The sequence below is a fragment of the Bradyrhizobium sp. Kon37 genome (assembly GCF_055807535.1).
On record NZ_JBVVOY010000020.1, the window covers coordinates 120,944 to 133,286 of the forward strand.

Sequence of the window (12,343 nt, forward strand, 5' to 3'; positions counted from 1 at the left end):
GCGGGGACGCGCACTTCCGCGCGTTCCCTTCTTTCCCCACAGACAGGAATGCAATCATGAACCGCCCCGAACGCACCTTCACGACCGACCAAATCCGCGTTGAACGTCGGCTGCCGTCGTATTGGCGTGTCACCTTCGACATGCCCCCGGTCAATATCTTCGGCCCCAAGCAGCTTCCGCTGCTCGACGACGTCGTCAAGGCGATCGAGACCGATCCTGAGGTGAAGGTCGTGGTGTTCGACAGCGCCGTCGAAGGCTTCTTCATCACGCATTACGACTTCCTCGCGCCGCTGGAGGATTCGCTTCGTATCCCGCCCGGGCCGACCGGCCTGCAGGCGCTGCCCGACATGCTAGTGCGTCTCAGCCGTGCGCCGGTTGTCTCGATTGCCTCGATCCGGGGCCGCGCGACCGGCGTCGGCAGCGAGCTGGCGCTCGCGAGCGACATGCGCTTTGCCAGCCGCGAAAAGGCGATTCTGTCGCAATGGGAAGTGGGTGCGGGCCTGGTGCCCGGCGGCGGGCCGATGGCGCGGTTGCCGCGCCTGATGGGCCGCGGCCGCGCGCTCGAAGTTCTGCTTGGCGCCGATGACATCCACGGCGATCTCGCTGAACGTTACGGCTATGTGAACCGGTCGTTGCCGGATGCCGAGCTCGATGGCTTCGTCGAGGCGCTGGCTATGCGCATCGCGTCCTTCGACAAGGAGGCGATTGCCGAGACCAAGCGCCTCGTCGACGTCGCAAGCCTGCCGCCGGATGTCGAGATCAAGCCGGAATGGGACGCCTTCCTGGCCTCGCTCGGCCGCCCCGCGAGCCAGACCCGCATCAAGGCACTGATGTCGCGCGGCTTCCACCGCGCCGGTGACGTCGAGAACCGGCTCGGCTTCCACGTCGGACAAATTGGCGCCTAACGGAACCACCGCGGCGTTCGGCCGGGCCCGGAACGGCGACAGGTGGTCGTGCCAATGTCGCTTTCCTTCGGTACCGAGCGCCGGTGCTAAAAAATCAACCAGGAGAATTGAGATGATCCGGAAGGCAACAGCAGTCTGGAAGGGCACCGGTCGCGATGGCACCGGTCAGCTATCGAGCGAATCCGGCGTGCTCGCCGCGACGCCTTACTCGTTCAAGACCCGCTTTGAGAACGAGAAGGGCACCAATCCCGAGGAGTTGATCGCTGCGGCCCATGCCGGCTGTTTCACCATGGCGCTGGCCTTCGGCCTGCAACTCGCCGGCTTCACGCCGGACGAACTCTCGACAGAGGCCGCGGTCAGCCTCGAGCCGGAAGGCAAAGGCTTCAAGATCAGCAAATCGGCGCTGACGTTGCGTGCCAAGGTGCCGAACCTCGACGATGCCGGCTTTGCCCGCATCGCCGGCGAGGCCGAGAAGAACTGCCCGGTGTCGAAAGTGCTCAACGCCGCAATCACGCTCGACGCCAAGCTGATCTAGGGCGGGCTTAATTTATGTCCATCTGGTTCTGGTTGGGGAGCTGGGGCCGTCGAAGCTTTGGCCTCCGCGAATGGAACTGGATGGACAAAGGCCCGGCTTTCGGCCGGGCCGCCATAAGCATAGGATGCGACGGATGCAGAGCGGACAGACGGATCAATTGGGAGTGGAGATATGACAACAGAACGCGCAATTCTGGCCGGAGGCTGCTTCTGGGGCATGCAGGATCTGATCCGCAAGCAGCCGGGCGTGGTCTCCACCCGCGTCGGCTACACCGGCGGCGCGGTGAAGAATGCCACGTACCGCAACCATGAAGGCCACGCCGAAGCGATCGAGATCACCTTCGATCCCGCCAAGACCAGCTTTCGGACCATGCTGGAATTCTTCTTCCAGATCCACGATCCGACCACGCTCAACCGCCAGGGCAATGATCTGGGCACGAGCTATCGCTCCGCGATCTTTTACACGAGCGACGAACAGAAGCGGATCGCCAAGGACACGATTGCAGACGTCGAGGCATCCGGTCTCTGGCCTGGCAAAGTCGTGACCGAGGTCGCGCCCACGGGCGAGTTCTGGGAAGCCGAACCGGAGCATCAGGATTATCTCGAACGCTATCCGAACGGCTACACCTGCCACTTCATCCGCCCCGACTGGAAGCTGCCGCGGCGCGGGGCTGCAGCGGCAGGCTAAAGCTGGTCGGCGCTATTGCCGGGGAGAGCCATGCCCGAAATCCGCGAGGTCACCGCGGGGATCCGCAGAGCACATCGACCGCTTTTCGGGCCATCTCCCTCAGCTCCGAGCGGCGGGCGCCAGCACGGGCGCGAATGGCAATGGTGTGCATCGTGGCTGAAGCGAGAATGGCAAGCGCCGCCGGATCGGCGTCGCGCTTCAGCTCCCCCTTGTCCTGCGCGAGGCGGAAGCGGGCTTCGAAATCGGCATCTATCATGCGCAGTCCCGCCGCAACGCTGCTCCGGATCGCGGCATCTTCAGCGACTTCGGTCACCGCCGTCCCCACCACGAAGCAGCCGCGCGCGGCTCCCTTCCCGGAAAAGTAGATCGACAGCGCCGCGTCATAGGCCAGCATCAGCGCTTCGTCCAAGGGATGGTCCCCGGCGAGAGCCTCACGCGTTGCCGCAAGGCTGATCTCCCAATAACGCGCGAGCGCCTCGAGATAGAGCGCATGCTTGTTGCCGAACACCGCATAGAGGCTCGGCGGACTCATCCCGGTCGCTGCAGCGACCTTGTCCAGGGAGGTACCGGAATAGCCGGTCCTCCAGAACGTTTCCGTTGCCCGCCTCAATGCCGTCTCTGCGTCGTAGGCCGGTGGCCGTCCCCGGCGCGCCGGGCTCGTTTCGCTCTTTTTCCGTGCCATTTCGTCAGAACCCCGGTTGCCATGCTCCACACATATATTTGTATGGATCGTTATAAAAATCAAGGTCGCCCACTTGATCGCCGCGTTGGAGTGCAATATTTGTAACGAGCGTTATTAAATAGATTGAACCCGAGGATCCTTCGATGCGTTTCGATTTCGCGCCAATCGCCGGCGGGCTCGGCGATCGCAACAGTTTCCGCCCGAGCGAGGCTGCCGCGCAAAGGTTCGGGGCAGGGCTCGGCAAGCGGCTGCGACGGCCGCTGATGCTCGCGCTGCCGATGGCGGTGGCCGTGGTCGGCGCCTTTATCTATCTGGCGCAGGAGCAATATGTCTCGACCGATGACGCATTTGTTCGCGCCGCCAAGGTGACCATCAATGCCCGGGTTTCCGGCCAGGCGGTCGAGATCGCCGTGCGTGACAACGAGCGCGTCCGACGGGGGCAGGTGCTGTTTCGCATCGACCCGGAGCCTTATGAAATTGCCGTCGACCAGGCCGAGGCGCGCCTCGGAAGTGCGCGGCTCCAGATCGAATCCCTCAAGGCGACCCATCGTCAGCAGCAGGCGGAGCTGCAGTCGGCCAAAGAGACGGCTACCTTCGACGAGCGCGAATTCGACCGCAAGAAGATGCTGGTTGCCTCCGACTTCACGCCACGCGCGGTCTATGAGCGGGCCGAGACGGACATGAAGGTCGCTCGCCACCGCATGGTGTCGATCGAACAGCAGATCGCCAACACGGTCGTTGCCCTCAATGGCGATGCCGATATCGACGTCGATCACCATCCGACCGTTCGCGCGGCCAGAGCACAGCTCGACCGTGCGCGGCTGGATCTTTCCTATGCCACCGTGACGGCGCCGGACGACGGCATCGTGACCAAGGTCGACGATCTCCAGATCGGCGGCTTCGTCAATGCCGGGGCACCGACGTTCTCGCTGATGTCGAGCCGGCACGTCTGGGTCGAGGCGAATTTTCGCGAGACCGGCTTGACCCACATGCGCCCGGGCCAGGAGGCGACGATCGACGTCGATGCCTATCCGGATCGCAAGTTCAAGGCGCACATCGTCAGCATGAGTCCCGGCACCGGCTCGGACTTCTCACTCTTGCCGCCCGAGAATGCGACGGGAAACTGGGTCAAGGTCGTCCAGCGATTGCCGGTGCGCCTGGAACTCGACGATCTCGATCCAAGCCGGCCGCTGTTCTCGGGCATCAGCGTGACGGCACGGGTTGATACCGGCTATCGCCGCACCTGGCTCAATCTGCTCCAACCCGCGCTCGCGACGGAGGGCAAATGAGTACGCCCATCCCATCGACCACTGCGCCCGGCGGTCATCACGCGATCGCCGCGGCCGCCCTCATGGCGACCTACATGCAGGCTGTCAACATCTCGATACCGAACGCGGCGCTACCCCATATTCAGGCGACGCTCTCGATGGCCAATGACGAAGTCGGCTGGGTGTTTTCCTCGTATATCGCCGCGAGCGCCGTGACCATGTCGATCACGCAATGGCTGGCGGGACGCTACGGCCGGAAAGTGGTCTATCAGGCCGCCGTCACGATTTTCGTGTTGGGTCTCGCCCTCGACACACTGGCGACGACCTCGATCCAGTTCGTGCTGGCGCGAATCCTCCAGGGCGCGGCGAGCGGACCTCTTGCGCCGCTCTCGCTGGCGATCCTGCTCGAGGCGACATCGCCGGTGCGACATGCGCGCATGAGCCTGGCGTGGACCGTCTGCTCCCTGCTCGGCATCAGCAGCGGCCCGGCCATTGGCGGTTGGCTCAGTGAATATTACGGGTGGCCCGCGATCTTCTATTTCAGCCTGCCGATGACGGGCTTCATTTTCCTGACGATGGCTCAGCTGCTCGGCGAGAAGCGGGCGGAGCGGAGCCAGCCCTTCGACTTCTTCGGCCTGACGACGTTCTCCGTCGGCATGATCGGGTTGCAGATGTTGCTCGACCGCGGGGAGCGCCTCGAATGGTTCGCCTCGACGGAAATCTGGATCGAGGCGGGCGCCTCCGTGCTCGGCTTCTATCTCTTCATCGTGCACGTCATGACGACAAAGGAGCACTTTCTCCGCACGGCGCTGTTCAGGGACCGCAATCTTGTGCTCTCGACGGTCATCTCCTTCGCGCTTGGTTTCGTGCTGCTGCCGACCCTGGCCCTGACGTCCCCGATGCTGGAGGAATTGCTCAACTACCCCGTCGATACCACCGGATACATGACTGTTCCGCGCGGCGTCGCGCTGGTGGGAGCGCTGGTGCTGACGAGCCTGGTCCCCGCGCAGATCGACTACCGGCCGTTCCTCGTGGGTGGAATGACGCTGGTGGTCTATGCCAACTGGCTGATGCTTGGCTATTCACCGGCGATGGATTGGCGGCCGGTGGTCGAGGCCGGCCTGCTCCAGGGAGCGGGTCTCGGCATGTTGCTGCCCGCGCTCGCCAGGGCCGCGTTCGGCACGCTCGATCCGAAGCTCCGCCCGGAAGGCAGCGCGTTGATCAACCTGTCGCGCCTCTATGGCAGCACCATTGGCATCGCGGTCGTCCAGCTCTTCTTCTACGCCAACACGCAGGCTGTGCACGTCGCACTCGCAAAGAACCTCACGCCCTACCGAGTCGCTGCATTCGTCGGGGGGCCGATCGCGAAGCCAAGCCTTGCCGCCCTCGACGGCATGGTCACGCGTCAGGCGGCGACCGTCGCGGTCATCGACCAGTTCGAGATCCTGATGTTCGCCATGCTCGTCGTGATTCCGCTCGTGTTTTTTCTCCGTAAGCCGCGGCCGACCGGTTAACGCCTAGTGCCGTGGAGCGACATCGCATCGTCAACTTCGAATACCTCGTCCCTCACTTTTGAGGGAGCCGAGGACAACCAAAGGAGTATGAGCATGACTTCGTCAGATACGCTTCGTTATACGAGGATTCCCACTCACGGGTCGGGGACGATTCCCGCGGTGGGATTCGGCACACTCATTCCGGATCCACTCGTGACCAGGCGGGCCACCAAGGCTGCATTGGAGGCCGGATTTCGACATCTCGATTGCGCGGAGCGCTATCGCAACGAGGAAGCGGTCGGCGACGCGCTGCAGGAGACCTTCAAGGCGGGGACGCTTCAGCGCAAGGACCTGTTCGTTACGACGAAGCTATGGAACACCAATCATCGGCCGGAACGGGTCAGGCCTGCCTTCGACGCCAGTCGCCAACGGCTGCAGCTCGACGAGATCGATTGCTACATCATCCATACGCCCTTTGCCTTTCAACCCGGCGACGAGCAGGACCCGAGGGATGAGCACGGTCGGGTCATCTATGATTCAGGGGTTACGCTGGCGGAGACGTGGGGGGCGCTGGAACGCCTTGTCGACGAGGGGCACTGCAAGTCGATCGGCCTGTCGGACATCACCCTGGAGAAGTTGCGCGAGATCGTTGCGGTGGCGCGGATCAGGCCCGCCATGGTGCAAGTCGAATCGCATCCGTATCTCCCCGAATGGGACCTGCTCGACTTCTGTCGAGAGCACGGAATTGTGCTGCAGGCGTTTGCAGCGCTGGGACACGCGATGAAGCCGAACGTCCTGGCTGATCCGGTGATCACTGCCATCGCGGAACGCTTGCACAAGACACCGGCTCAAATTGCGCTGGCGTGGGCCGTCCAGCGCGGCACCGCTTTCCTGACGACTTCGACCAATCCCCGGCGCATCCAGGAAAACTTCGATATTTCAGCCTTGCCCGAAGATGCCATGCGACAGATGAGGGACCAGATCACGACAAACATCAGGTTCAACACGGTCGTCGAGACCGGCGTGCCCGGATTCATCCCGCGGGCTGGATGAATCGGTGCCGGTCAGCCGACTCGTCAAGCCCGGAGCTGCTCGATCAAATCATGGGCGCTGCGGATCTCTGCGATGCCCGCGCCCTCGGTGAAGGGCCCGCATGCGCGTTCCAGAATTGCCAAGGCTTCCGCGCTCTGGCCAGCCCCGTTCATGTACCGCGCCAGGCTGACCGCGCTTCGCAGCTCCCAGAAGCGCGCGCCTTGCTGGACGGCAATGTCCATGGCCTCGCGAAAGTGCGCCTCGGCGTCTTCTGAATGCCGAGTGCTCCTGAGCATCAATTCTCCCTTGATGCGGATCAGCTCCGGCAGATACCAGAGCTCCTGCCGGTCGTTGCAGCGGGTCAGGACGTCCTCGATCACGTCGAGGCCGCGATCGATCTGGTCGGCCTCTCCGGAACACGCGGCGAGCTCGCCGAGCAGGGGCAGAAAGCGTGGCAGGAAGCGCGCATCGCCGGCGCGATTGAGCTCCTCGCGCAGCAGCGGCAGGCCGGTCGAATCGCCGCGCTTGACCATGACCGCGGCATTGAAGGCCCGCGCCCACAGGCCCCACAGCCGGATCGCGTGGCGCTCGGTGTGTTCGAGCAGCTCGGCGCCGTGACGCTCCGCAGCGTCGAAATCGCCGGACCAGAAGGCGATCGGGCAGGCGGCTTGTCCAAGCACGCTGCAGAAGGTCAGCGCGTGGCCGTTGGCCCGGCCTTCCTCGATGTTTCGGGCCGTAAGGGCCTGAGCCTGATCGGCGAGGCCCTGAAGCCACAGGATGCGAGCCCGAAAATATTGCGTCGAGATTCTCAGATCGAGCGGGAAGATTTTCGGCTTCTCCGCCAACACATGCAGCGATGCATTGACCCGCTCGATGCGTAGCCGAGCCTCGTTCTGATCCCCGAGATAGTGCAGCGCCACGGCCATCAGCCGGTCGCCCAGCATGACATCGGTCTTGTCGGGCGAGTTCGCAGCTGCGTTCGCAAAGCGATCGGCGAGTGCACGGGCCTTGCCGAACTGTCCGTTGTTGAACTGGTCGATGCACAAGCCCCAGAGCGCGCGCAGCCGGAAATCCTTGTCGTCGAGCCTGTCAGCAAGCCCAAGGGTCGTCTCGAGGATCGGCCGCGCCTCGCGCGCGCGACCCTCGCCATACATCAGCGACCAGCCGAGCGCCGACAGGAGCTGCATGCGGATGCGGTCGTCGTCGGCGGTGTCTCCGAGCGCTGCGAGCGCCGTTCTGCTGCGCTCACGGCATTCCGCGAAAAGCGAAAGACGCACCCACAGCGTGACCGCGGCCGCCGTCAGCGCGACACCGAGCCTCGCCTCGCCGTCGGGCCCGAAGGCCCAGTCCAGCGCCGCGCGCACATTGTCCAGCTCCGCGCCATAGACGCCCAGCCATTCGGGCAGCGGCGTCGAAATATCGGCCTCCGCGCGCTCGAATAAATCGCGAAAGTGCTCGGCATGACGCCGCGCGAACTGCCTGGCTTCGCCGAGCTCGTTGAGTTTTCCATATGCATAGGTGCGCGTGGTGTCGAGCAGCCGATAGCGCAGCGTCCGCGAGCCGGACGGCGAAATCAGCGACTTGGTCACCAGGCTGTCGATTGCTTCGAGAGTCTCGGATGCGTTGAGGCCGTCACCGGACGCGATCGCCGCAGCTGCCTCCGGCGCGAACGGCCCGGCAAAGACCGACAGGCGTCGCAGCGTGGCGCTCTCCGCGACGGGCAGAAGGTCGTAGCTCCAGTCGAGAGCCGCAGCGAGCGTCTGGTGCCGCGGCACGGCGGTACGCCGGCCCCGCCATTGCAGTGAAAAGCGGCTGTCGAGCAGGGATGCCGTGCCGGCGATGCCGTAAGCATTGACGCGGCCCGCCGCGAGCTCGATCGCCAGCGCTATGCCGTCGAGGCGCCGGCAGATGCTCGCGACGAGGGGCGCCTCCTCTGCACTGAGCTGGAACGGGCCCGAGCTCTGCGCAATGCGGTCCACAAAGAGTTGAGCCGCGGGATAGGCAAGGACCTCGTCGACAGCAAGCCCTTCGCGCTCGGGCGGACAATCCAGCGGGAACAGCCGGAAAATCCGCTCGCCTTCGCTGCGGAACGATTCGCGGCTGGTTGCGAGAACGCGGAGCTGCGGTGCCTCGCGAACAATGTGCTCGACGAGCGGCGCCAATTGATCCAACACATGTTCGCAACTGTCGAAGATCAGCAGGGCCGGGCCGGTCTTCAGAAACGTCAGCAGGGCCGGCGTCGGATCCTCCGCGCTGATGGTCAGTCCGAGCGCCGAAGCAATGGTGGTCGCGATGTGACTGGCATCCCTCAGCGGACCGAAATCGACAAAGAAGACTCGCCCGTCGAAATCCTGGGAACGGCGATGCCCGACGGTGACGGCGACCGAGGTCTTGCCGATGCCGCCCGGGCCGACGACGGTCATGAAGCGATAGAGCGAAAGTCCGTTCGAGATCTTCTCGATGACATCTTCCCGGCCGACCATCCTTGTGAGCTGAGCGGGTAGGGAGCGGGGAGGGGCGGTTTCGGCCGGGAGCGGGGCGGCCGGCGGAGCTGCCTGAGCGAACGAGGCGACAAAACAATAGCCTCGGCCCGGCACGTTGACGACGTAACGGGCCGACTTGCCGGTGTCGCCGAGCGCCTTGCGCAGCGCCGCGACGTGGAAGCGCAGGCTGCCCTCGTCGACATTGACGCCGGCCCAGATGCGCTTGACCAGCTCTCTCTTGTCGACGACTTCTCCGGGGCGTCCGGCAAGGAAGATGAGAATGTCGAGCGCGCGGCCGCCGACATGAAGCGGCGAGCCCTCCTTCTCCAAGAGCCGTGACTTCGGAAACAGTCGAAATGGCCCAAAGGAAATGGCCGAGTCTTCGCTACGATCTGGCACGCGCCATCGCCCCCTCGAAGGGAGTCAAAAGGTATTACTTTTTGGTCTACCAGAACGAGGCGTACAGTAAACTGGTCGAAAGCAGTGGGCAGGGCTGGCAGCCCTGCGTGGACGGCTTGGGTCGGCTCGCTCACCGAATAATGCTTGGAAAGTAAAGAGTTAGGCCGACGTGACAATGCGATGACACCGGGGTTTGTCCGGATGGAGCATTGACTGTGGTGCCGGATTGCTGCGATGGCATGGTCCGGGAGCCGGTCCCGCCACGACATTGACTGCCGACTTCCGGAATTTGCAGCATGACCTCTTTCACGCGGCGACAATTCGTGCACGCGTTGACAAGCGCGGCGGCGCTCACCGCGCTTCCCCGCAACGGACAAGCCGCCGACTATCCGTCTCGTCCCATTCGCCTGGTGATTCCCTATGGAGCCGGCGGATCGGGCGACCAGATCGCGCGCCCCTGGGTGGACAGGATGCCGTCGCTGCTGGGGCCGACCTTCGTCGAATATATCGGCGGCGCGGGCGGCGCCATCGGGACCGCGGCGGTCGCGCGCGAGGAGCCCGACGGCTATTCGCTGCTGCTCGGCAACGGCAGCACGCAGGTCATCATTCCCATGACGTCGGCGAATCCCGGATATTCCGTTGGCGATTTCCGCGCCATCTACCGCCTGATCAACAGCGCGCTGGTTTTCGCCATCAATCCTTCGGTGCCCGCCGCAAACCTGCGCGAGTTGATCAGCTATGCGAAAGCCAATCCGGGAAAGCTGTCCTATGGCACGCCCGGGATCGCCACCGGAAACCATCTGGTCGGCGAATCCTTCAAGCAGCAGGCCGGCGCGCTGGACATTGTCCACGTGCCCTATCGGGGCATCGCGCAGGCGACCAACGATCTCGTCAGCGGCCAGATATCGCTCGTCATTGCCGTCATGTCCGTTCAATTGCAGCAGTTGGCTCAAGCGGGGAAAGTCAGACTGCTGGCGGTCACCACCGAAACGCGGCTGAGCGGCGCGCCCGAGATCCCGACCGCCGTCGAATCCGGCATGCCCGGCATCCGGTATGAGGGCTGGTTCGGTCTGTTCGCCCCCAAGGACACCGACGATGCGATCATCGACCGGATCGCGCAGGCGACGCGGCTCGCCATGGCCGATACGGCGCTTCTGGCGAGCTATCGCGCCCAGGGCATGGAGCCGGATAACGATTCAAGCCCGGACAAATTCCAGCGCATCGTGGAGGCCACATCCGCAAGCCTCGCGCCCCTGATCAAATCGATCGGGCTGAGCAATTTGTGAGGCCGCTCAGCCGTCGGCGCGCGTGACAATGCGCGCCGTCAGCGTGACGAGGCCCATCAGCGCCGCCAGGAGCCAGAACGCGACCGGCAATCCGCCAAAGCGTGCGACGAAGCCGACACCGGCGGGGCCGACGAGAACGCCGGCGTAGCCGGCGGTCGTGATCGCCGCGACGGCAAGCCCCGTGGGCATCACCGTCTGCCTCGCCGCCCGGCGGAACAGCACCGGCACGAGGTTCGATGCGCCGAGGCCGATGAGCAGGAAGCCGGCCACAGCCACCGCCACGACGGGAGCCGTGAGCAGGACCACGAAACCCGCGATTGCAATCAGGCTGCCCCAGAACAATGTGGTGCGGTCTCCGATGCGCGCGACGACGGCGTCGCCGCCGAGCCGCCCGATCGTCATCGCGACCGAGAACACGATATAGCCGATCCCGCCTTGCGCCTCGGAAACGAGGCCTGCGCCGATGACGAGCAACGCGCCCCAATCGAGCATCGCGCCTTCGACCAGGAAGGTGATGGCGCAAAGCAGTGCGAGCAGGGGCACGGCGCCGTGCGGCAGCACGAACAGCGGTCCCTCCTGCACCTGCACGGAGCGAAGCAGCCGCGGCCAGGCCACCAGCATCGCGATCAGCATCAGGACGGAGCAGATCAGCGTGCAAGCGAGCGCGCCGAGTTGCAGCGAGAGCAGTGCGGTCATCAGCGCGGCCCCGGCGAAGCCGCCGATGCTGAACAGCGCGTGGAAGCCGGACATCAGCGGACGTCCCGCGGCGCGCTCCACCTCCACCGCGTGGATGTTCATGGCGACGTCGATGGAACCGAGCGCGGCACCAAATGCGAGGAGTGCCAGCGCCAGCGTCGCGGGCGAGCTCGCGATCGTCAGCAGAGGCAGGACCAGGGCAAGACCGAGCCCGCCCGCAATGATGATCGGCTTGCTGCCATAGCGCGCGCTCAAGATGCCGGTCAGAACCATCGCGATGACCGAGCCGATGCCAAGGCTGAGCAGGAGTAGTCCGAGGATGCCGTCGTCGACGGCGAGCCGCGCCTTCGCGAACGGCACCAGCGGTGCCCAGCACGCGATGCCGAAGCCCGCGACGAGGAAGGCAAGCCTGGTCGCAAGGCGTGTCGCTGGCCTGTCGGCAGAAGACATGGGAACTCCGGGGAGGGAATTAGGGCGGGACGATCGACAAGCCGCGCAATTGTTGCGTCTTTATGTCCACGGCGGACTGGAATTGTCGCAGGCGGCCCCTGGGCGGTCGGAACGCCAGTGCGAACCTAGGAGTGAGGCTTCGTAGCCCGGATGGAGCGCAGCGCAATCCGGGGCCGCTCGCGCTGCGTTTCGCACCTTCCCGGATTACGCTTGCGCTCCATCCGGGCTACACGACCGCCTCTGTGTCGCCCTCCTGTCAATCCCACCGGGCAAAAATATTCCACTTTACCGAAATTCGGTTTTGGCGTATGTGTCGCCCATCCCGGCTCATCCTTGAGGGGCGATCTTGGGGTCGTCACGTTCGCGAGCCGGGCTTGCGGTGGACGCGGCAGCGTTCGGGTGCGAGGAGTCGGGCAGGGCGGATTGC

The 12,343-nt window shown here is 64.5% G+C and carries 10 protein-coding genes; 7 read left to right on the top strand and 3 right to left on the bottom strand.

Annotation, left to right across the window (positions count from 1 at the left end; genetic code table 11):
* Window positions 1-56: 56 nt before the first annotated feature.
* From AC0L3J_RS28940 to msrA, 3 genes are all read left to right on the top strand, one after another.
* Entirely contained in the window at window positions 57-905 is an 849-nt protein-coding gene (locus tag AC0L3J_RS28940; RefSeq protein WP_473349259.1) for an enoyl-CoA hydratase/isomerase family protein, read from the top strand.
* A 112-nt stretch (window positions 906-1,017) separates the two neighbouring features.
* Window positions 1,018-1,440, top strand: a complete 423-nt coding sequence (locus tag AC0L3J_RS28945; protein ID WP_473349260.1) for an OsmC family protein — start codon at window positions 1,018-1,020, stop codon at window positions 1,438-1,440.
* Window positions 1,441-1,611: 171 nt separating this feature from the next.
* Window positions 1,612-2,127: a peptide-methionine (S)-S-oxide reductase MsrA gene (gene msrA / locus AC0L3J_RS28950; RefSeq protein WP_473349261.1), complete on the top strand. Its 516-nt coding sequence runs from the start codon at window positions 1,612-1,614 to the stop codon at window positions 2,125-2,127.
* A 49-nt stretch (window positions 2,128-2,176) separates the two neighbouring features.
* Here the strand turns inward: msrA and AC0L3J_RS28955 are convergent, their stop codons facing one another.
* Entirely contained in the window at window positions 2,177-2,905 is a 729-nt protein-coding gene (locus AC0L3J_RS28955) for a TetR/AcrR family transcriptional regulator (RefSeq protein WP_473349262.1), read from the bottom strand.
* Between the two features lie 47 nt (window positions 2,906-2,952).
* On the opposite strand from AC0L3J_RS28955, the gene AC0L3J_RS28960 reads away from it, so the two are divergent.
* The 3 genes from AC0L3J_RS28960 to AC0L3J_RS28970 all read left to right on the top strand — a co-directional run bounded on the left by AC0L3J_RS28960 (window position 2,953) and on the right by AC0L3J_RS28970 (window position 6,623).
* Window positions 2,953-4,098 (top strand): HlyD family secretion protein, encoded by a 1,146-nt coding sequence (locus AC0L3J_RS28960; RefSeq protein ID WP_473349263.1) that lies wholly within the window; start codon window positions 2,953-2,955, stop codon window positions 4,096-4,098.
* Window positions 4,095-5,591, top strand: coding sequence for an MDR family MFS transporter (locus AC0L3J_RS28965; protein ID WP_473349264.1), 1,497 nt, complete (start codon window positions 4,095-4,097; stop codon window positions 5,589-5,591). The genes AC0L3J_RS28960 and AC0L3J_RS28965 overlap by 4 nt, the downstream gene beginning before the upstream one ends.
* A gap of 93 nt (window positions 5,592-5,684) precedes the next feature.
* Window positions 5,685-6,623 (top strand): aldo/keto reductase, encoded by a 939-nt coding sequence (locus AC0L3J_RS28970; RefSeq protein ID WP_473349265.1) that lies wholly within the window; start codon window positions 5,685-5,687, stop codon window positions 6,621-6,623.
* Between the two features lie 23 nt (window positions 6,624-6,646).
* Here the strand turns inward: AC0L3J_RS28970 and AC0L3J_RS28975 are convergent, their stop codons facing one another.
* Window positions 6,647-9,484 (bottom strand): ATP-binding protein, encoded by a 2,838-nt coding sequence (locus tag AC0L3J_RS28975; RefSeq protein ID WP_473349266.1) that lies wholly within the window; start codon window positions 9,482-9,484, stop codon window positions 6,647-6,649.
* A gap of 296 nt (window positions 9,485-9,780) precedes the next feature.
* Between AC0L3J_RS28975 and AC0L3J_RS28980 the strand changes: the two genes are divergently transcribed.
* Entirely contained in the window at window positions 9,781-10,770 is a 990-nt protein-coding gene (locus AC0L3J_RS28980) for a Bug family tripartite tricarboxylate transporter substrate binding protein (RefSeq protein WP_473349267.1), read from the top strand.
* A 6-nt stretch (window positions 10,771-10,776) separates the two neighbouring features.
* On the opposite strand, the gene AC0L3J_RS28985 is transcribed toward AC0L3J_RS28980, so the two are convergent.
* Window positions 10,777-11,916, bottom strand: a complete 1,140-nt coding sequence (locus AC0L3J_RS28985) for an MFS transporter (protein WP_473349268.1) — start codon at window positions 11,914-11,916, stop codon at window positions 10,777-10,779.
* Between the last annotated feature and the right edge of the window lie 427 nt (window positions 11,917-12,343).

Coding starts and splice junctions, on each gene's coding strand:
- AC0L3J_RS28970 (WP_473349265.1), top strand. CDS start 5,685: ATGACTTCGTCAGATACGCTTCGTTATACGAGGATTCCCACTCACGGG.
- AC0L3J_RS28940 (WP_473349259.1), top strand. CDS start 57: ATGAACCGCCCCGAACGCACCTTCACGACCGACCAAATCCGCGTTGAA.
- msrA (WP_473349261.1), top strand. CDS start 1,612: ATGACAACAGAACGCGCAATTCTGGCCGGAGGCTGCTTCTGGGGCATG.
- AC0L3J_RS28965 (WP_473349264.1), top strand. CDS start 4,095: ATGAGTACGCCCATCCCATCGACCACTGCGCCCGGCGGTCATCACGCG.
- AC0L3J_RS28945 (WP_473349260.1), top strand. CDS start 1,018: ATGATCCGGAAGGCAACAGCAGTCTGGAAGGGCACCGGTCGCGATGGC.
- AC0L3J_RS28985 (WP_473349268.1), bottom strand. CDS start 11,916: ATGTCTTCTGCCGACAGGCCAGCGACACGCCTTGCGACCAGGCTTGCC.
- AC0L3J_RS28980 (WP_473349267.1), top strand. CDS start 9,781: ATGACCTCTTTCACGCGGCGACAATTCGTGCACGCGTTGACAAGCGCG.
- AC0L3J_RS28960 (WP_473349263.1), top strand. CDS start 2,953: ATGCGTTTCGATTTCGCGCCAATCGCCGGCGGGCTCGGCGATCGCAAC.